The sequence below is a fragment of the Sphingomonas sp. CFBP 13733 genome, assembly GCF_014841795.1.
GTDB lineage: Bacteria > Pseudomonadota > Alphaproteobacteria > Sphingomonadales > Sphingomonadaceae > Sphingomonas > Sphingomonas aerolata.
Genome location: NZ_JACYUP010000004.1, coordinates 143,721 through 161,049, shown reverse-complemented (window position 1 = coordinate 161,049; position 17,329 = coordinate 143,721). Strand labels below are relative to the sequence as shown.

At 67.4% G+C, this 17,329-nt stretch carries 20 protein-coding genes; 1 reads left to right on the top strand and 19 read right to left on the bottom strand.

Annotated elements, in window-relative coordinates; translation table 11 throughout:
* Positions 1-4: 4 nt before the first annotated feature.
* The 10 genes from IFT71_RS13280 to IFT71_RS13235 form a co-directional block, all read right to left on the bottom strand.
* Positions 5-427 (bottom strand): hypothetical protein, encoded by a 423-nt coding sequence (locus IFT71_RS13280; protein ID WP_192141457.1) that lies wholly within the window; start codon positions 425-427, stop codon positions 5-7.
* 80 nt (positions 428-507) lie between these two features.
* A complete protein-coding gene (gene nadC / locus IFT71_RS13275; RefSeq protein ID WP_192141456.1) occupies positions 508-1,353 on the bottom strand; it encodes a carboxylating nicotinate-nucleotide diphosphorylase in 846 nt (281 codons plus the stop codon).
* A complete protein-coding gene (gene nadA / locus IFT71_RS13270) occupies positions 1,350-2,354 on the bottom strand; it encodes a quinolinate synthase NadA (RefSeq protein WP_037527429.1) in 1,005 nt (334 codons plus the stop codon). Before nadA ends, nadC begins: the two co-directional genes overlap by 4 nt.
* 14 nt (positions 2,355-2,368) lie before the next feature.
* On the bottom strand, positions 2,369-3,109 hold the full coding sequence (locus tag IFT71_RS13265) for a DUF4230 domain-containing protein (protein WP_192141455.1): 741 nt from the start codon (positions 3,107-3,109) through the stop codon (positions 2,369-2,371).
* Positions 3,094-3,945: an MBL fold metallo-hydrolase gene (locus tag IFT71_RS13260; protein WP_107931418.1), complete on the bottom strand. Its 852-nt coding sequence runs from the start codon at positions 3,943-3,945 to the stop codon at positions 3,094-3,096. Before IFT71_RS13260 ends, IFT71_RS13265 begins: the two co-directional genes overlap by 16 nt.
* Before the next feature lie 146 nt (positions 3,946-4,091).
* Positions 4,092-5,714 carry a M56 family metallopeptidase gene (locus IFT71_RS13255; RefSeq protein ID WP_192141454.1) on the bottom strand — a complete coding sequence of 541 codons (1,623 nt, stop codon included), beginning with the start codon at positions 5,712-5,714 and terminating at the stop codon, positions 4,092-4,094.
* A complete protein-coding gene (locus IFT71_RS13250) occupies positions 5,711-6,079 on the bottom strand; it encodes a BlaI/MecI/CopY family transcriptional regulator (RefSeq protein WP_031441616.1) in 369 nt (122 codons plus the stop codon). The genes IFT71_RS13255 and IFT71_RS13250 overlap by 4 nt, the downstream gene beginning before the upstream one ends.
* A gap of 351 nt (positions 6,080-6,430) precedes the next feature.
* The gene (grxD, locus tag IFT71_RS13245) at positions 6,431-6,757 is read right to left on the bottom strand and encodes a Grx4 family monothiol glutaredoxin (RefSeq protein ID WP_031395260.1); all 327 of its coding nucleotides are present in this window, start codon (positions 6,755-6,757) and stop codon (positions 6,431-6,433) included.
* A 10-nt stretch (positions 6,758-6,767) separates the two neighbouring features.
* Positions 6,768-6,998 carry a BolA family protein gene (locus tag IFT71_RS13240; protein ID WP_031395261.1) on the bottom strand — a complete coding sequence of 77 codons (231 nt, stop codon included), beginning with the start codon at positions 6,996-6,998 and terminating at the stop codon, positions 6,768-6,770.
* 4 nt (positions 6,999-7,002) lie between these two features.
* Positions 7,003-7,326, bottom strand: a complete 324-nt coding sequence (locus IFT71_RS13235; RefSeq protein ID WP_031395262.1) for a DUF1476 domain-containing protein — start codon at positions 7,324-7,326, stop codon at positions 7,003-7,005.
* A 150-nt stretch (positions 7,327-7,476) separates the two neighbouring features.
* On the opposite strand from IFT71_RS13235, the gene IFT71_RS13230 reads away from it, so the two are divergent.
* The gene (locus IFT71_RS13230; protein WP_037527422.1) at positions 7,477-7,674 is read left to right on the top strand and encodes a hypothetical protein; all 198 of its coding nucleotides are present in this window, start codon (positions 7,477-7,479) and stop codon (positions 7,672-7,674) included.
* A gap of 24 nt (positions 7,675-7,698) precedes the next feature.
* Here IFT71_RS13230 and IFT71_RS13225 read toward each other — a convergent pair whose 3' ends face one another.
* The 9 genes from IFT71_RS13225 to IFT71_RS13190 form a co-directional block, all read right to left on the bottom strand.
* Positions 7,699-8,697, bottom strand: coding sequence for an NADPH:quinone oxidoreductase family protein (locus tag IFT71_RS13225; RefSeq protein ID WP_192141453.1), 999 nt, complete (start codon positions 8,695-8,697; stop codon positions 7,699-7,701).
* Complete coding sequence (leuD, locus tag IFT71_RS13220; RefSeq protein ID WP_031441614.1) at positions 8,660-9,289, bottom strand: 3-isopropylmalate dehydratase small subunit; 630 nt, start codon at positions 9,287-9,289, stop codon at positions 8,660-8,662. Before leuD ends, IFT71_RS13225 begins: the two co-directional genes overlap by 38 nt.
* Positions 9,286-9,411 (bottom strand): hypothetical protein, encoded by a 126-nt coding sequence (locus IFT71_RS21735; RefSeq protein ID WP_261362615.1) that lies wholly within the window; start codon positions 9,409-9,411, stop codon positions 9,286-9,288. Before IFT71_RS21735 ends, leuD begins: the two co-directional genes overlap by 4 nt.
* On the bottom strand, positions 9,408-10,847 hold the full coding sequence (gene leuC / locus IFT71_RS13215) for a 3-isopropylmalate dehydratase large subunit (RefSeq protein ID WP_031441613.1): 1,440 nt from the start codon (positions 10,845-10,847) through the stop codon (positions 9,408-9,410). Before leuC ends, IFT71_RS21735 begins: the two co-directional genes overlap by 4 nt.
* A gap of 126 nt (positions 10,848-10,973) precedes the next feature.
* Positions 10,974-11,906, bottom strand: coding sequence for an NAD(P)/FAD-dependent oxidoreductase (locus IFT71_RS13210; protein ID WP_192141451.1), 933 nt, complete (start codon positions 11,904-11,906; stop codon positions 10,974-10,976).
* A gap of 109 nt (positions 11,907-12,015) precedes the next feature.
* The gene (locus tag IFT71_RS13205) at positions 12,016-14,328 is read right to left on the bottom strand and encodes a glycoside hydrolase family 127 protein (protein ID WP_192097546.1); all 2,313 of its coding nucleotides are present in this window, start codon (positions 14,326-14,328) and stop codon (positions 12,016-12,018) included.
* A gap of 141 nt (positions 14,329-14,469) precedes the next feature.
* Positions 14,470-14,679, bottom strand: a complete 210-nt coding sequence (locus tag IFT71_RS13200; protein ID WP_037527415.1) for a hypothetical protein — start codon at positions 14,677-14,679, stop codon at positions 14,470-14,472.
* Between the two features lie 95 nt (positions 14,680-14,774).
* Entirely contained in the window at positions 14,775-15,344 is a 570-nt protein-coding gene (locus IFT71_RS13195) for an ankyrin repeat domain-containing protein (RefSeq protein ID WP_244654969.1), read from the bottom strand.
* A 73-nt stretch (positions 15,345-15,417) separates the two neighbouring features.
* Positions 15,418-17,118 (bottom strand): catalase, encoded by a 1,701-nt coding sequence (locus IFT71_RS13190; protein ID WP_274602336.1) that lies wholly within the window; start codon positions 17,116-17,118, stop codon positions 15,418-15,420.
* Positions 17,119-17,329 lie beyond the last annotated feature (211 nt).

Here is a 17,329-nt window from a genome sequence, read left to right as displayed (position 1 = left end):
CGTGTCATGCCTCAATCTCCTCCTCGGCATCGTCGTCGATGCCGCGGTCCGCAACCTCGTCGAACCAGGCGCGCGCGCGCGGCCGGAACAGCAGGACGATCGGCAGGATCGTCAGCACCAGCTGCGCGATCGTCAGCATCCCGATCAGCCCCGTCGCGAGCACCCCCGTCGCGACCTGCAGCATCACCCCAGCGGCGCCGAGCACCGTCAGCGCGACGAGCAGCCACAGGGCAACCCGGCTACCCCTGCGCGTCGTGAGGATCAGCAGCAGCAGCGACAGTCCGACGCCAAACGCCGTCACCCCTGCCGCCAGTGCGAAACCGCCCTGCGCGACCGCGGCATCCCAGGTCAGCACGCTGACCACGATCAGCAGACCGATCGAGGCGAGATACAGCCATTCGGCCAATGCAACGGATTTGGGACGCATCTTCACCCTGTTCACTTCGCGATCATGTCGTGGCGGCACGATACCGCGTCTCTACCCGCGCGCCAGTCCCCGCGCGCCAATCAAAGCGTCGCGAAATCGAGCCCGATATCGGCGGCGGGCGCGGACTGGGTCAGCCGCCCGACCGAGACATAGGTGACCCCGCTCTCGGCGATCGCGCGGATCGTGTCGAGCGACACGCCGCCCGATGCTTCGGTGGGCACGCGGCCATCGACCAGCGCGACCGCACCGCGCAGGATCGCGGGCGGCATGTTGTCGAGCAGCAGATGCGTCGCCCCCGCCGCCAGGGCGGGCTCGATCTGGTCGACATGGTCGACCTCGACGATGATCTGCGCGATGCCCGCATCCCTCGCCCGGCGCACCGCCTCGCCGACGTCGCCGGCGACCGCGACATGATTGTCCTTGATCATCGCCGCATCCCACAGCCCCATGCGGTGGTTCTTCGCACCGCCCATGCGGGTCGCGTATTTCTCGAGCACGCGCAGCCCGGGGATCGTCTTGCGCGTGTCGAGCAGGATGGCGCCGGTGCCCTGCATCCGATCGACATAGGCCCGCGTCATCGTCGCCACACCCGACAAGTGCTGGACGGTGTTCAGCGCGGACCGCTCGGCGGTCAGCATCGCGCGCGCACGGCCCTCGATCCGCATCAGCTCGGTACCCGCGGCGACCGTCTGACCGTCCTCAACGAGATGCTCGATCCGGACCTCGGGATCGAGCGCGCGGAAGAACGCGTCGGCGAGCGCGAGACCGGCGACGGTGATCGCGTCGCGGCTGTCCATCACCCCGGCAAAGCGCGCCTCGGCGGGGATCACCGCCGCAGAGGTGATGTCGCCGATCGTCCCCAGATCCTCGGCCAGCGTCGCAGCGACGAACCTATCGATGTCGAAGCCCGCCAGCGCTGCGCTCACGAACGCGTTCCGCTCGTCTGCGCCGGGCCGAGATCGCCCATCCCGACGGTGCCCGAGGCCATCGCCAGCATCGCATCGAGGCTCTTCTTCGCCTGGAGCCGCAGCCCCTCCTCGATCTCGATCCGCGGCGACAGGTCGCGCAGCGCGACGTACAGCTTCTCCATCGTGTTGAGCGCCATGTACGGGCAGATGTTGCAGTTGCAGTTACCGTCGGCGCCGGGCGCACCGATGAACCGCTTGTTCGGCAACGCCTTTTCCATCTGGTGGATGATGTGCGGCTCGGTCGCGACGATCAGCGTGTCGCCCGGCATCGCGATCGCATAGTCGAGGATGCCGCGCGTCGACCCGATATAATCGGCATGGTCGAGGATGATCGGCGGGCATTCGGGATGCGCGACGATCGGCGCGCCCGGATTGGCGGCCTTGAGCTTGAGCAGCTCGCTTTCGCTGAACGCCTCGTGGACGATGCACACGCCCGGCCACAACAGCATCTCGCGCCCGGTCTTGCGCACCAGATAGCCGCCGAGATTGCGGTCCGGCCCGAAGATGATCTTCTGGTCGGCGGGCAGCTGCGACAGGATCTTCTCGGCCGACGAGGACGTCACGATGATGTCGGACAGCGCCTTCACCTCGGTCGAGCAGTTGATGTACGTCAGCGCGATGTGATCGGGATGCTTGGCGCGAAACGCGGCGAACTGTTCGGGGGGACAACTGTCCTCGAGGCTGCAGCCGGCATCCATGTCGGGCAACACGACGATCTTGTCGGGCGACAGGATCTTGGCGGTCTCCGCCATGAAGCGCACGCCGCAGAACGCGATGACATCCGCCTCGGTCGCCGCCGCCTTGCGCGACAGGTCGAGGCTGTCGCCGACGAAATCGGCAATGTCCTGCAATTCGGGCTTCTGGTAATAATGCGCGAGGATGATCGCGTTCTTCTCCTTACGGAGCCGCTCGATCTCGCCGCGAATGTCGATGCCCGCAAAATTCTGGTGGAGTTCCATTGTCGTATCCCGGTTTAGTTGCGGTTCCCTAGCACGTCCTGCAGCGAACGCGACGTATCCCATCGCTCGGTCGACGCCTGCGCCTCGTCGGCGAAGCGCACGCTGACGGTCGCGTCCACCCCCGCCGCGCGCAGCGGCATCGCGAAGCTACGCTCGACCGCACGCCGCGTCGCGTCGCGCGCCAGCCGGATCATCGCGGGCTCGCGCGCCTGGCGGACCAGTTCGATCTGGCCCGCGCGCCGGTTGGCGGTATCGAGCCGCTTCTCCGCATCGGTCAGCGTCGCCAGCACACCCCCCGAACCATATTCGCGTAGCGCATTGAGGTCGATCTGCGGCCCCTCCACCTCGACCGGCGGCAATCGTACCGCGAGCGTCCGCGTCGCGGCATCCCAGGCGACGTCGCGCTGCGACAGCTTGCCGAGGTCGACCTCGTAGCGGACCATCCCCGGCATGATCAGCGTCTTCTCGGTGGTGAAGCCCAGTTGCGACTGGCGCGACGTCACCACCGCGACGAACCTGGCGGCAAAGGTCGACAGCCGATTCTGTTCGCGCAGCCCCTCCAGGCTGGCGCTCGCGATCGTCGTCGGGTCGGGCGCCAGGCGGCTCTGCACGTACCGCTGCACGCCCCACAGCGCGATCAGTGCGGCCAGCGCGAGCAGCACCAGCACCCCCGCCGCCTTGGCCAGGAACGACCCGACCCCGCCACGCCGCGCAGTGTCCGTGCCGCGGCTGTCCTCGTTCACGCCATCCGCCATGCACCATCCCCTTCCGTCTCGCCGACCAGCCCGCGACCGCGCAGATCATACAGATGCGCCAGCACCGATCCCTCGGCGCCCGGCACCAGCCGCGGATCGAGCCCGACATACATGCGCTCGACCAGCGCCGCGACACCGCGCGGCGCCTCGCGCAGCAGACGGAGGATCTGCCCCTCGCGCTGCTTGCGGTGGCCGAGCATCCCGCGCACCAGCCGCTGCGGCCGCTCGATCGCCTCGCCATGCCCTGGATAATAGACACGGTCGTCGCGTCCCAGCAGCCGCTCGAGGCTCGCCATATAGTCGGTCATGTCGCCATCGGGCGGCACGACGACGCTGGTCGACCAGCCCATGACGTGATCGCCCGAGAATAGCGCCCCGCTCTCGCGCAGGGCGAAGGCAAGATGGTTCGACGTATGCCCCGGCGTCGCGATCGCCTCGAGCGTCCAGCCCGCCGCGCCGACCGTCTCACCGTCCGCCAGCACGCGATCGGGTGCATAGAGCGCGTCGAACGAACTATTGGCCGCGACACCGGGCGCGAACGCGGCGGCGCCGACGATCGGCGCGCCGGTCGCGGCCTGCAACGGGCGCGTCGCCGGACTATGGTCGCGGTGATGATGCGTGACGACGATCGCGGCGACGGGGCGGCCATCGATCACGCGCAGCAAGGCATCGAGATGCGCGGGATCGTCGGGCCCGGGATCGATCACCGCCAGCGCGGTCGTCCCGACGATATACGTCTGCGTGCCAGTGAAGGTATAGGGCGACGCGTTCGGCGCGAGCACGCGGACGACGAGCGGCTCGAGCTGGATCGGGATGCCGGTCGGATGCTCAGCCATGCCCCCGAAATGGCGGCTGGCGGCGCGCATGGCAAGACCCGAACCCGAGACCCCGCCGCCCGACCCTGTAATACCACTCCGATCCCGTCATTCGGACGAAAGTCAGGATCCAGGGCCGCAGGCACCGCCCTACCCCGGAACCCGGCTCAATCGCGCTTGGCCATGTCCGCCTGGACCTCGGCCAGACCCTCGTCGATGCCGGCAAGCGCCTCGCGGCGTTGCGCGGCGGTCATGTCGGCGTTCTTCTCGATCGACGCCCGCGCGATTTTCAGACTGGCGAGTGCGGAGGCGTAGGCGCTCGCCTCGATCTCACGGCTGTTGATTGCGGCGGTCGCGGCGTCGGCGGCGGCCTGTTCGATGCGATTGGTGCAGATGACCATCTTGCGCACGCCGCCTTCGGTCCGGTCGATCACATAGTGCTTGCCCGGCCCGTCCTTGCCATCGACGCAGGTGCGTTCGGTCACCTCGGGTACCATCCCCGACGCGACGATCGTGCTGCCCGGCTTCGCACGGATGACCCGCGTGCTGACGGTCTTGCCGTCGCGCGTGACGATCGTCGTGACCTGACGCGCGTCGGCGGGGCGTGCGGTAAGCGGCGCAGCGGGCGCTACGGGTGCGACCGGGGTCAAGACTGGCATGGATGGCAGAGGTGGCAGAGGTGGCAGGGGCGCCGCCGGGGCGACCGGCGCCACGCGTTCCTCGACACCGGCACGGATCGCCGTGGCGGCCTTGGTGCCCGAAGCGGTCAGTGCCAGCCCCGTCGCGACCAGCAGGCCGACCGAGGCCGCCCCCGTCGCGATCCGGCCGCGTGAAATCCGAGAAGTCGTCAACATGCGCAATCTCCCTTTCAGATCGGTGATGGTGTGGAGGTGACACGCGGCCGACACCGCGCCGCCATGCGCCGCCTTGACGATCGCGCAGGCATAGATGTGGCGGTCGACCGCGGACCGGCCAGCGAGCACGCGTGCGTCGTTGGCAAGCTCCTGGTCCGCCCGGAACCGACGAAACGCGTGCCAGGCGACCGGGTTGAACCAGTGAAGCGCGAGCACGACCAGCGCCACCCAGTTGGCGAACAGGTCGCCACGCTGGTGATGGCCAATCTCGTGTGCCAGCGCCAATTCGCACTCGTCCGCGTCATAGCGATCCGCGAAATCACGCGGAAACGCGACGTAGCGGCGGACGAGACCGAAGGCGAGCGGACCCGGCGCCGCCGCGGTGGCGATCACGCGCACCCCGTCCCGGTCGTCGAGCCGGTCCGCGTTGTCGAGCATCCGCCGGCAGAAGCTGCGGTGCTGGAGCAGATGCCAGACGAGCAGCCCAAGCGCCCCGACCGCCCATGCGGCCCCCAGCGCGCTGCCGAGCCCGCCCCCGAACAGTCCCGCAAGGACAGCGCCGAACGACGGTTCCACCACATCCGGTGTCGCCGCAGCCATCGTTGCCCCCGTCGTCGCGGCCGTTGCAGCGGGCGCGATCATGTAAACGCTGATCGTCTCGCCAGCCCGCGTAATGGGCGTCGCCGCCGCGTGCCAGGTCTCGGGCATCGACGGCAGGACGAGCCGCAACACGGGCAGTGCCCAGAGCGCATAGGCGACCTGCGCCCCGAAGGCGCGGCGCACCGGCGCGCGGACCAGCAGCACGACGAGCATCAGCAGCGTCGATGCGATCAGCGCGTCGCTCGCCCAGCCCGCGAGCGCCGCCGTATCGATCGACCGAAGGGCGGCGGCGGGGCCGTCTCCGATCCCCCCGGAAAGGATGGGCCCCGCGCTCATGCCTTGAGGTCCTTCAGCAACGCCTCGATCTCGGCAATGTCCTGCGCGGTCAGTTCGTCGCGTTCGGCGAGATGCGCGACCAGCGGCGTCAGCCTGCCGCCGAACAGCCGGTCCATCAGCCGCCGCGATTCGCCCGCGACATAATCACCGCGCGCGACGGTCGGACGATAGAGATAGCGCCGGCCATCCTCCTCATGCGTGATCGCCGATTTCGCGATCAGTCGCCCGAGCAACGTCTTGACCGTGTTGGCACTCCAGCCGCGCGCCGGGTCGACACGTTCGGCGACATCCTGCGCGCTCAGCGGGGATTCGTCCCACAGCACCTCCATGACGCTGTGCTCGGCATCACTGATCCGTTCGGCCACGACTCACTCCTTACTGACTACGCTTGTAATCAGCTCGTTTACGGTCGTAGTCAATGTCAGTTTCTTACGGTCGCGCGATCGACGCCGATGACCGTCTGTGTCGGGCTTCTTTACGATCAGCGGCCGGCGCTGCGGCCGATTAACCACCGAGACCGGCGAAAGTCCGCAACTCGGGCGAACTGGCACATCGTCTGCACCGTCTGATGCGTTACCGAGCGTTCAGCGCTTATGCAGGGTGGACGGGTCGCTGTCATTCAGGTCTCGCACCGGTCCACCCTCACCCGGCACCCTGCAAGCCCCGACCGCACGGCGGCCAGATACCCCCGCGCGATCCAGAGCCTCGTCAAATACTCAGCCTGCCGCCTTCTGCGCGTCCAGGACCTGCTTCAGTTCGCCGCTCTCGTACATCTCCATCATGATGTCCGATCCGCCGAGGAATTCGCCGTCGACATAGAGCTGCGGGATCGTCGGCCAGTCCGAATAGGCCTTGATGCCCTGGCGGATGCCCTGGTCCTGCAGCACGTCGACGCTCTCGAACTCGACCTCGAGATGGTTGAGGATCGCGATCGCGCGGCTCGAAAACCCGCATTGCGGGAACAGCGGGCTGCCCTTCATGAAGAGTACCACGGGGTTGGCCTTCACCAGCGCGTCGATGCGCGCGTGCGTGTCGTCAGTCATGTCGTCGTCCTTATGCAATCACGGTGGTCAGTTGCAGCGCATGAAGGACGCCGCCCATGCGGCCCCCCAGCGCGTCGTAAACGCTCTTGTGCTGCTTCACCCGGCTCAGCCCGGCAAAACTCGCGCTGGTCACGCGCGCAGCATAATGATCGCCGTCCCCGGCCAGATCGGTGATCTCGACCTCGGCATCGGGAATGGCGTCGCGAATCATCGTGCGGATATCGTCGGCGGTCATCGGCATTGGATTACTGGGCCTCCATCAATTGGCGACGCGCCTCGATCATCTGCGTCGCCAGCGCACGGCGCACCGTCGCCTCGTCATGGTCGAGACCCGCGGCAGTCATGTCGCCGACCAGCTTGCGTACGACATCGTCGTCGCCCCCGCCTTCGAGATCGGCGTGAACCAAGGCCGTCGCATAGGCGTCGCCCTCCTCGCGGGTCAGCCGCATCTCGGCCGCGGCCCATTGCCCCAGCAGCCGGTTGCGCCGCGCCGTGACACGGAATGCGAGTTCATCGTCGCGGGCAAATTTTGCCTCGAAAGATCGCTCGCGATCGTCAAAAGTCGTCATGGCGCACGTGTTCCCTCCGGCGTGTCGAGCTTAGCAGATAGGTAGCGGTCCGCGGCTCCGCAATAATTTGGTGCGGCTCTGGAACAATGCCGGCACATCCATCATCTATAAGACAGTCACGTGACACAGGGCACGGGCATGGAGAGTAGAATGACTGGCCACCATCCAAGGAGCATTTCGCCGCCGTCCGACACCGCCGTATCGCGTCACCCCGCAGCGCCGCCGATCGGTGCCGGTGGTCATGGTCGCGGTCGATTTCCTTCGATCGCGCATGGCATGGCACTCGGTGCGGCCGCATCCGCGATCCTGTGGATGGCGATCGTCATGACGATCTCGCGCCTGCTCTGAACCGGCACGGCGCGAGAGACATCATCAGCCGAGTTCGACGACCAGCTTCCCGATCGCGGCGCGTGCGGCCATCTTCGCGATCGCCTTGCCACCGTCCTCCAGCGCGAACCGCTCGGTCACCCGCGGCGCGATCTTGCCGTCGCGCCACAGCTCGAACAGCGTTTCGATATGCGCCTGGTTGGCCTTCGGGTCACGGGCAGCGAACGCACCCCAGAATACGCCGCACACGTCGCAGCTCTTGAGCAAAGTCAGGTTGAGCGGCAGCCGCGGGATACCGGCGGGGAAGCCGACGACCAGATACCGCCCCTCCCAGGCGATCGAGCGCAGCGCGGGCTCGGCATAGTCGCCACCGACCGGATCATAGATCACATCGGCACCCGCCTTGCCGACCGCGGCCTTGAACTGCTCGGCCAGCGCCTTGGACTGGTCCTTGTCGAACGGGGCGCGGGCATAGACGATCGTCTCGTCGGCACCCGCCGCCCGCGCGGCGGCCGCCTTCTCCTCGGACGAGACAGCAGCGACGACCCGCGCACCGAACGCCTTGCCAAGCTCGATCGCCGCAAGCCCGACGCCGCCCGCCGCGCCCAGCACGAGCAACGTCTGCCGCGCTTTCAGATGCCCGCGGTCGAGCAAGGCATGGATCGTCGTGCCATAGGTGAGGATCAGCGAAGCGCCCTCGGCAAAGTCGCGCCCCTCGGGCAGGCGGTAGAGCTTGGCCGGGTCGGCCACGACCTTTTCGGACAGCCCGCCATGGCCGAGCATCGCGATCGCCCGGTCGCCGACCGCCCAGCCCTCGACCCCGTCACCGACCTCAGCGACGATCCCCGCGATTTCGCCGCCGGGTGCAAAGGGGCGTTCGGGCTTGAACTGATATTTGTCCTCGATGATCAGCACGTCGGGAAAGTTGATCGCGCAGGCCTTGACGGCGATCACGACCTGGCCCGGCGCGGCGACCGGATCAGGCAGTTCCGACAATATCAGAGTTTCAGGTCCGCCCGACGCCTTCGACAGCAATGCCCGCATAACCGCTTTCCCTCTCCAGAAAGGGGCGATGTTCGGCCACCGCCTCCTCGAATTTTGAAATCGCGGTATCTCTTGCCAGTGTCAGCCCGACCTCGTCCAGCCCCTCGATCAGGCATTGCCGGCGAAACGCGTCGAGATCGAAGACGAAGCGGTCCTGGAACGGCGTGGTGACGGTCATCGATTCGAGGTCGATCGTCACGCTGTCGGTCCGTGCAACCTCGATCAGCCGGTCGATCGCATCCTGCGGCAGGACGACGGCGATGATGCCGTTCTTGAACGCGTTGCCCGAGAAGATGTCCGAGAAGCTCGGCGCGATCACCGCGGCGATGCCCATGTCGGCGAGCGCCCAGGCGGCATGCTCGCGGCTCGACCCACAGCCGAAATTGTCGCCCGCGATCAGGATCGGCGCGCCGGAATAGCGGGGATCGTCAAACACATTGTCCGGCTGCGCACGGACCGTCTCGAACGCGCCGCGCCCGAGCCCCGTCCGCGTGATCGTCTTCAGCCAATGCGCGGGGATGATCACGTCGGTATCGACGTTCTTCGCCCCCCAGGGATAGGCGCGCCCCGAAACCGTCGAGACGGGCTTCATCGCGGGCCGGTTTCGGCCGGGGCGACACGTCCGGTGCCCGGCAGCGTCCGCGCCGCCGCCATATAGGCTGCAACGCCACTCATCACCGCGCCGGCCATCAACAGCATCATCACACGCTTCATAACTCATGTCCCATCAGGTCGCGCACGTCGCTCAGCCGTCCCGTGACCGCGGCCGCGGCCGCCATCGCGGGCGAGACGAGATGCGTGCGCGCACCCGGCCCCTGCCGTCCGACGAAATTGCGGTTGCTCGTCGAGGCGCAACGCTCGCCCGGCGGCACCTTGTCCGGATTCATCGCCAGGCACATCGAGCAGCCTGGCTCGCGCCATTCGAAGCCCGCGCCGGTGAAGATCCGGTCGAGCCCCTCGGCCTCGGCCTGACGCTTCACGAGGCCGGATCCGGGGACCACCAGCGCGCGGACACCATCGGCGACCCGCCGACCGTTCGCGATCGCCGCAGCCGCGCGCAGATCCTCGATCCGGCTGTTCGTGCAGCTGCCGATGAAGACATGCTGGATCGCGACGTCCTGCATCGCGGTACCCGGCGTCAGCCCCATATACTCGAGCGACTTGCGCGCCGCCGCCTGCTTGGCGGGGTCGGCAAAGCTCATCGGGTCAGGGACATGGCCGGTGATCGGCACGACGTCCTCGGGACTGGTGCCCCAGGTCAGGCCCGGCGCGATATCGCTCGCCTGCAACACGACCGTCTTGTCATAGGACGCCGCCGCATCACTCGGCAGCGTCCGCCACCAGGCCAGCGCGCGCTCCCACGCCTCGCCACTCGGCGCCATCGGCCGGCCCTTGATATAGGCGAAGGTCGTCTCGTCCGGCGCGACGAGGCCGGCCCGCGCCCCCGCCTCGATCGACATGTTCGCGACCGTCAGCCGCCCCTCGATCGACATCGCGCGTATCACGTCGCCGGTATATTCGATCACGTGACCGGTCCCGCCCGCAGCACCGAGCCGCCCGACGATCGCCAGAATCACGTCCTTTGGGCTGACGCCGAAGCCCAGCGTGCCGTCGACGCGGACCTCCATCGTCTTCGACTGGCTCAGCAACAAAGTCTGCGTGGCGAGAACATGCTCGACCTCGCTGGTGCCGATCCCGAAGGCGAGCGCGCCGAGTGCACCATGCGCCGAGGTGTGGCTGTCGCCGCAGACCAGCGTCGATCCGGGCAGCGTGAAGCCGAGTTCGGGCCCGACGACATGCACGATCCCCTGCTGCACCGCGGTCGCGTCGATATAGTCGATCCCGAACTCGGTCGTGTTGCGACGCAGCGCGTCGAGCTGCTGCGCGCTTTCGGGATCGGCGATCGGCAGCGGCACACCCGCGGCGTCGACGCGTGCGGTCGTCGGCAGATTATGGTCGGGCACCGCCAGCGTCAGATCGGGCCGCCGCACCCGCCGTCCGGCGACGCGCAGGCCTTCGAATGCCTGTGGGCTGGTCACCTCGTGAACGAGGTGGCGATCGATATAGATCAAGCAGGTGCCATCGTCGCGCCGTTCGACGACGTGCGATGCCCAGATCTTTTCGTAGAGGGTCTGCGGACGGGTGGCCATGCGGCCCCGTTAACCGATAATGCCTGCCACGCAAAGGTTCGCGGCAATTTTCATGCGCCGGACCATGGCCCTATCGCGTCGATGCGTGGTCCGCGTGACGACCGGGCGCGGCGCCGGGATCCGTCGTTACGCGTCTGCCAGCATCTGCTCGGCAAGGCGTCGGCCAGATAACCAGCCGCTCTCGATCCGCGGCGCCAGCAGCCAGTCGCCCGCCGCCCCGATCCGTTCGCCCGCATTCCACAGACAGCCGGACTCACCTGCCGCGGCGCGCGCATAGCGCCAGCGATGCCCGACACGGACGATCGGCGCGGGCAGCGCGTCGGCACACTGCGCAGCGAGCGCCGCCTGTAGCTGGTCGACCACAGTCTCCGCCGCGTCTTCCAGATGATCGCGAGACCAGTCTGGCGTCGCCTGGACGACCCACGCCTCCGGACCATCGCGTCCCGGTTTCGCGCTGTTGCGCGCGGCCCAGCCGATGATGCCGCGATCCTTCAGCACGTCGTCAAAAATAGCGAGCGGCGTCTCGAACGCGAACATCGCCGTCCAGCACGGCGCCGACCGGCTGTCCGCTGCGACGCGCCCCATCGCCGCGTCATGCGGTGCGAGCAGCCCCGCCGCCTGTTCCGCAGGGATCGCGACGACGACGCTGTCGAACAGCTCCGCTTCGCCAGGATCGAGCTGCCACCCCGTCGCCGTCTTGCACAGCGCGGTGACCTGGGTGTTCCAGCGGACGTCCGTCTGCGCCGCAAGATGCCCGACGATCGCGTTCATCCCCGGCGCCCCGACCCAGGCATCGTGCCCCGCCGCGGGCCAGCGCGCGACGACGCCCGCCGCCGCCCAGCTCTGCATCGCCGCCACGAAATCCGGGTCGCGCATCGTCAGATATTGCGCACCATGGTCGAACGCGATCATGCCGCCGGGCGTCTCGATCCGCCGCGTCGCCATCCGACCACCCGCCCCACGTCCCTTGTCGAACAGTGTCACCACGCAGCCGTCCTGCTGCAGGCGCAGCGCACAGCTCAGGCCGGTGATTCCTGCACCAATGATCGCAACCTTCATGACGTCTCCGATCGACGATCCACGGGATGGCCCGATACCGCCCCCGGACCTAACCGACCAGCCGGAAATCCCCCGACTTTACCGTCCAGACCTATTTCCGTCGTACCGGTCAGATCGTCTCGGATCGCATCGTCCGCACCGTATAGACCTCGACCCCCTGCCAGGTATCGGAGTCGAAGCGGACGCGGATTTTCGACTTGCCGCGCGTGGTCTCGGGCGGCAGCGGATAGGTCCGGATGTTGCGGGCGGCGGTGACGTCACCCGTGAGCTGCTCGCGCGCCAACGGCGTACCGTCGACCGAGATCCGGAAATCCTTGTTGCGCTGCCCGCCGCCATATTCGACCTGCAGCGTCAGCGGCCCCAGCGCGACCGCCAGGTCGAATTCGAAGAACCCGACGTTCACGTTGCGGCTGCGGTCGGCGACATGCGACACCGCCGCCGAGTTGCCGCTGTCGGCGAACGCGTGGTCGACCTCGGGTTGCTGCTCACCCAGCCGGATCACATCGACCGTCCGCGCGGCCAGCGCCGCCCGCTCCTGCGACGCACGCGCCCAGGCGAGCTGCGCGGTCGGCCACTCGGCGGTGCCGAACCGGCGGAAATAGACCGTGGTGCGGTTGTCGTGCTGCGCGAAAAACGGTCGCAGCGTCAGGTCGCCCGGCTTGCCCTGCCCGCCCAGTCGATACCGGTGCAACCCGCCTGCCGCCGCCAGCACGGGTTCCGTCCGGTCGGTGACGAGCGCGGGGTCCGGCCCGTCGGACCGACGGTCCCCCGCGCCCATATCGGCCGCAAGGACCAGCGGGCCGCTGAGGAACGCGACCAGCCTTGGATCGTCCGGCATCGCTTCGACGCGCACCGGCATGGGCAGCGACAAGGCAATCCGGTCGCCCGCCTTGAGCCCGGTCAGCAGCAGATACGCGCCGTCGCGCACGCCGGCCGTTCTGCCGTTCACCTGCAACAGCGGGGCGGTGCACCAGCCGGGCACGCGGAGCGCCAGCGTCCGTGGCGCCGTCCTGACCGCGATCCGCACCGTGTCGCCGAGCGGGAATTGCGTATCGATGTCGAGCTTCGCCTCGGGGGCATCCAGCGTGGAGGCATAATAGAGGTTGATCGCAACCGCATCGCCGCGCTTCCAGTAGATGCTCTCGCCATGCTTCGAATGGCTTTCCATGCCCGACCCGACACAGCACCAGAAATCCTCGGTCGGGCTCGAATGCACGCGCCCCATGCCCGGCGCCAGCGCGGTGAAATAAGTGAACATCCCCGTATCGGGGTGCTGCTGGCTCATGATGTGGTTGAGATGCGCGCGTTCGTAAAAGTCGAAATAGCGCGCATCACCGGTCCAGCCATAGAGATGCCGGGTCAGGCGCAGCATGTTGTAGCTGTTGCACGCCTCGCACGTCTGCTGGTCGAGCCGCTGGGCAAGCTTGCGCGGCTCGCCGAAATGCTCATGGTCCGAATTGCCGCCGATGACATAGCTGTGGTCGCGCGTCACGATCGTCCAGAATGACCGCGCGACCCTGGCATGATCGGTATCGCCGGTCAGCTCATGCAGCCGCGCCTCCCCCACGATCTTCGGGATCTGGGTGTTGGCATGATGCCCCGCGAGGTCGTCGCGCGCGTCCCTGAGCGGGTCGACGATCGCGTGATGCCGCAGCCGTTCGGCGAGTGTCAGCCAGCGGCGATTGCCGGTCCGCGTGTACAGCTCGGCATAGGATTCGGTCAGCCCGCCATGCTCGGTCCGCAGGATATCCTGGATCTGGACGTCGTTCAGTCCTTCCAGGATCGTGCCGAGATAGGTCCCAAGCCCGATCGCCACGGCCAGACCATCGGCAAGCCCGGCATGCCGGTGCGCGTCGAGCACGCCCGCCATCACCTTGTGATAGGTGTACAGCGGCACCCATCCTTCGTTCAGGCTGAACCCGGTCGACCGGATCTCCCGCTTGCGCAGTTCCTCGTATACCACCTTGCCATCGACGGTCTTGCCGTCGCGCTCGACGGTCGTCCCGCCGGCATAGCCATCCCCCTGCTTCAGCTGGATCGCCTTGAGTTCGGCGACGATATAGGCCGCGCGGTCACGGAATTGCTGGTCACCCGTCTGCGCATAGATCAGGGACAGTGCGCTGAGATAATGACCGAGCGAATGCCCGGCGATCCCGCGTGACTCCCATCCGCCATAGACTTCGCCCTTGGTCGGCAACCCTGCCCCGGCATGGAAATTGTGCAGCAGACGGTTCGCATCGAGCGACAGCAGATAGCGCTGGTTCGCCTGCACCGATGTCAGGAAGATCGACGGCAGCAACCGCACCTGCGACAGCGGAAAGGGGGTCGCCGCCGAGGGTGCACCCGCCGCCGCCAGGGCGAATGGCGGCACCGCCCCCAGCGCAATCCCTGCGCCTAGCGCACCGCGACGCGTCCAACCCATGTCACTCTCCCAGCCACGTCTTTAGACACAGGCTATCGGCTTCACTTGTCGGAGTAAATCCCGGGACTGACATGAGCTGACGGTGTGATCGTGATCATCAGTGCGCCGTGATCCAGACCCGGCCGCACCTCTATGAGCGTCTCAGTCGCGCGGCGCGCGAGCGATCACCGCCTGAGCGGCCCGGAGGCGGGCCTTCCAGATCTTCACCGACGGATGCCCGGCCGCGAGGCCGGCGAGCCGCCCCTCGATCTGGACGGCCTCGTGCTTGGCTGCGTCGAGCTCGGCGGCTGTCGGCGCAGGCTGGATATTGGCGCGCGCGTGTGCGCCGGTGCGTCCCTTGCTCTTGGTCATGGCCAACGCGATGGCCCCGGATGCCGCGCCGCGTCAATGCGGAACGGTAGCGACACGGCCCGCTGTGGCGCGCGCAACACCCGAGCAAGGTCGCGTCAGCGCTTGACGCGTTCCGCCATCGCGGCGTTGCCTTGGCCTGCCGCGACCGAACCTGCCGATCGTCCCGCCGCATCCTGGATCGTCCGGTCCGCACCCGCCGCCAGCAGCAGGTCGACCTGTGCCCGGCGATTGAACAGCGATGCCATCATCAGCGCAGTCTGCCCGGCATGATTGCGCGCGTTCACGTCGCACCCCGCCTTCAGCAGCCGCGCCGCGATCGCATCCTCGCCCTTGAACGCGACACCCATCTGCGCGCTGTTGCCCTGGTCACGATCGGGGCGACAGGCGTCGGCGCCCTTGCCGATCAGCGCGTCGACCGTAGCTAGCTGTCCGTTATACGCCGCCAGGATCAGGGGCGTGAAACCGCGCTCATCATAGGCATTGATGTCGGCGCCGGCGTTGAGCAGCGGATCGATCATGTCCGTGCGGCCGAGCCGGGCCGCCTCGAACAGCAGCTGCTGGCGACGCTCGGGTGATGGCAAGGCTGCAGCCACAGGGGGCGTCTGTCGCTCGGTCACAGCGGCCTGTGGACCGGCCGCGGCGAGCAGCGCGGCAAGATAAGTCAGCATCGTCGGTCTCGATTCCTTGAAGTCTGCCATGGCAGGGGGCGCGCGTCGTGGCGCACCCCCTGCCCCGGGATCAGCGGGCGCCCTGGCCCGGGTTGGCGGCGCGATAGTCCGCCACCGCGCGCGACACGTCGGCGATCGGAACGTTCACCGCGGTTGCCAGGCGCGTGCCGAAGTCCTTGTCCGCCTGGTAGAAGTAGCTGACCATGATCGTCTTCGTCCGTGCGGACGTCACGACATTGAGATCACCCGCCAGGTTGGTCACCAGATCCGCCTTGTCCTGCGCCTTGAGCGCCCGGTAGAATTCGCCCGCCTGGGCAAAGTTGTTGGTCTTGGCGATCGGCTTCGCATCGACGGTCGCGTCGATGCCATAGGGCGCGGCCCGGAAGCGGGCATCGGTCGACTTTGCCGCGGTCGCCGCCGGGAAGTAATTCACGTCGGACGCGCGGTTGGCGTGGTCGAGCTGGCCGTCCTGGTAATTGTTGACGACACTCGCGAGCGGACGATTGACCGGCAACTGCATCGCATTGGCGCCGATGCGATAGCGCTGCGTGTCCGAATAGGAGAACAGCCGGCCCTGCAGCATCCGGTCCGGCGACGCCTCGATCCCCGGCACGAGGTTGGCCGGTGCGAACGCCGACTGCTCGGTATAGTCGAAGAAATTGGTCGGCACCTTGTTGAGCGTCATCTCGCCGATCTTGCGGAACGGTACGCCCAGCCATTCCTTGGTGTCGTCGAAGGGATTATAGTCGAGCTTGGCGAACGCCGACGCCGACATCGTCTGCACCATCAGGTCCCAGACGGGGAAGTTGCCCTTGCCGATCTCGCCATAAAGATCGTCGGTCAGGTAGTTCCAGGTCGCGGTCGCCACCTGTGCCCCGTTCAGGTTGCGCACGCCCTGGCGGCTAATCCAGCGGAACTTGGCGAACACCGTTTCGCCCTTGGCATTCACCAGCTTGAAGGCATGGACGCCGTTGCCGTCCATCGTCCGGTAGGATGCCGGCGTACCGAGGTTCGAATAGACATGCGCGAGCATGTTGGTCGCCTCGGGCGTGGCCGAGAAGAAGTCGAAGAAGCGATTGGGGTCCTGCTTGTTCGTCACCGGCGAGGGCTTGAGCGCGTGGATCATGTCCGGAAACTGGATCGCGTCGCGGATGAAGAAGATCGGCAGGTTGTTGCCGACCAGATCCCAATTGCCCTGATCGGTATAGAATTTGGTCGCAAAGCCGCGCGGATCCCGCATGCCCTCGGGGCTGCCCGAGGGGTGGATCACGGTCGAGAAGCGGACGAACACCGGCGTCTGCTTGCCGGGCATGAACAGCGATGCACCGGTGATGCTCGAAATGTCCGCGGTCGCGGTGAACACGCCGTGGGCACCGGTTCCGCGGGCATGGACGACGCGCTCGGGCACGCGCTCCCGGTCGAAGCGTGCGAGCTTCTCGATCAGCGTCGTGTCCTCAAGCAGGACGGGGCCAAGATCGCCCGCCGCCTTCGAGTGGCGGTTCTCTCCGATCGGCGCACCATTGTCGCGGGTCATCTGAGGCGCGGCGGCACTGGCTGAATCACCCTTGGCTTCGACGGTGCCGGCAACCCCGGCCTGCGCCAGCGCGGGCTTGCCGGCGCTGGACGGTGCCGCCGCGGTCGTCATGCGCGTTTCCGCCTGCGTCTCGGCCGGCGCCACCGTCTGCGCGGCGACCGGCTGAATCATGGCACCCGCCGATGCCGCAGCCAGCAGCATCGCCGTCACGGCCTGACGGCTCTTCACGTTCTTCATCTCGATCCCTTAATCCTGCATGCCATCAGCGTGGCATCCCCGCACAGAGCGTGCGGCACCGCCGCCTCCTGATCGAGGACGCGCATCGCGCCAAACGGAGCTTCTGGATCACAGCAATCGAGCAGGACGATCGAGCCGCCATCGCGCCGCTCGCCCCGGGCGATTGCCGAACCGCCGTGACCGGGATAGACCGGCGCCGCTGACCTGTTCG

Coding starts and splice junctions, on each gene's coding strand:
- IFT71_RS13280 (WP_192141457.1), bottom strand. CDS start 427: ATGCGTCCCAAATCCGTTGCATTGGCCGAATGGCTGTATCTCGCCTCG.
- nadA (WP_037527429.1), bottom strand. CDS start 2,354: ATGGAACTCCACCAGAATTTTGCGGGCATCGACATTCGCGGCGAGATC.
- IFT71_RS13265 (WP_192141455.1), bottom strand. CDS start 3,109: ATGGCGGATGGCGTGAACGAGGACAGCCGCGGCACGGACACTGCGCGG.
- IFT71_RS13260 (WP_107931418.1), bottom strand. CDS start 3,945: ATGGCTGAGCATCCGACCGGCATCCCGATCCAGCTCGAGCCGCTCGTC.
- IFT71_RS13255 (WP_192141454.1), bottom strand. CDS start 5,714: ATGAGCGCGGGGCCCATCCTTTCCGGGGGGATCGGAGACGGCCCCGCC.
- grxD (WP_031395260.1), bottom strand. CDS start 6,757: ATGACTGACGACACGCACGCGCGCATCGACGCGCTGGTGAAGGCCAAC.
- IFT71_RS13240 (WP_031395261.1), bottom strand. CDS start 6,998: ATGCCGATGACCGCCGACGATATCCGCACGATGATTCGCGACGCCATT.
- IFT71_RS13235 (WP_031395262.1), bottom strand. CDS start 7,326: ATGACGACTTTTGACGATCGCGAGCGATCTTTCGAGGCAAAATTTGCC.
- IFT71_RS13230 (WP_037527422.1), top strand. CDS start 7,477: ATGACTGGCCACCATCCAAGGAGCATTTCGCCGCCGTCCGACACCGCC.
- IFT71_RS13225 (WP_192141453.1), bottom strand. CDS start 8,697: ATGCGGGCATTGCTGTCGAAGGCGTCGGGCGGACCTGAAACTCTGATA.
- leuD (WP_031441614.1), bottom strand. CDS start 9,289: ATGAAGCCCGTCTCGACGGTTTCGGGGCGCGCCTATCCCTGGGGGGCG.
- IFT71_RS21735 (WP_261362615.1), bottom strand. CDS start 9,411: ATGAAGCGTGTGATGATGCTGTTGATGGCCGGCGCGGTGATGAGTGGC.
- leuC (WP_031441613.1), bottom strand. CDS start 10,847: ATGGCCACCCGTCCGCAGACCCTCTACGAAAAGATCTGGGCATCGCAC.
- IFT71_RS13210 (WP_192141451.1), bottom strand. CDS start 11,906: ATGAAGGTTGCGATCATTGGTGCAGGAATCACCGGCCTGAGCTGTGCG.
- IFT71_RS13205 (WP_192097546.1), bottom strand. CDS start 14,328: ATGGGTTGGACGCGTCGCGGTGCGCTAGGCGCAGGGATTGCGCTGGGG.
- IFT71_RS13200 (WP_037527415.1), bottom strand. CDS start 14,679: ATGACCAAGAGCAAGGGACGCACCGGCGCACACGCGCGCGCCAATATC.
- IFT71_RS13190 (WP_274602336.1), bottom strand. CDS start 17,118: ATGAAGAACGTGAAGAGCCGTCAGGCCGTGACGGCGATGCTGCTGGCT.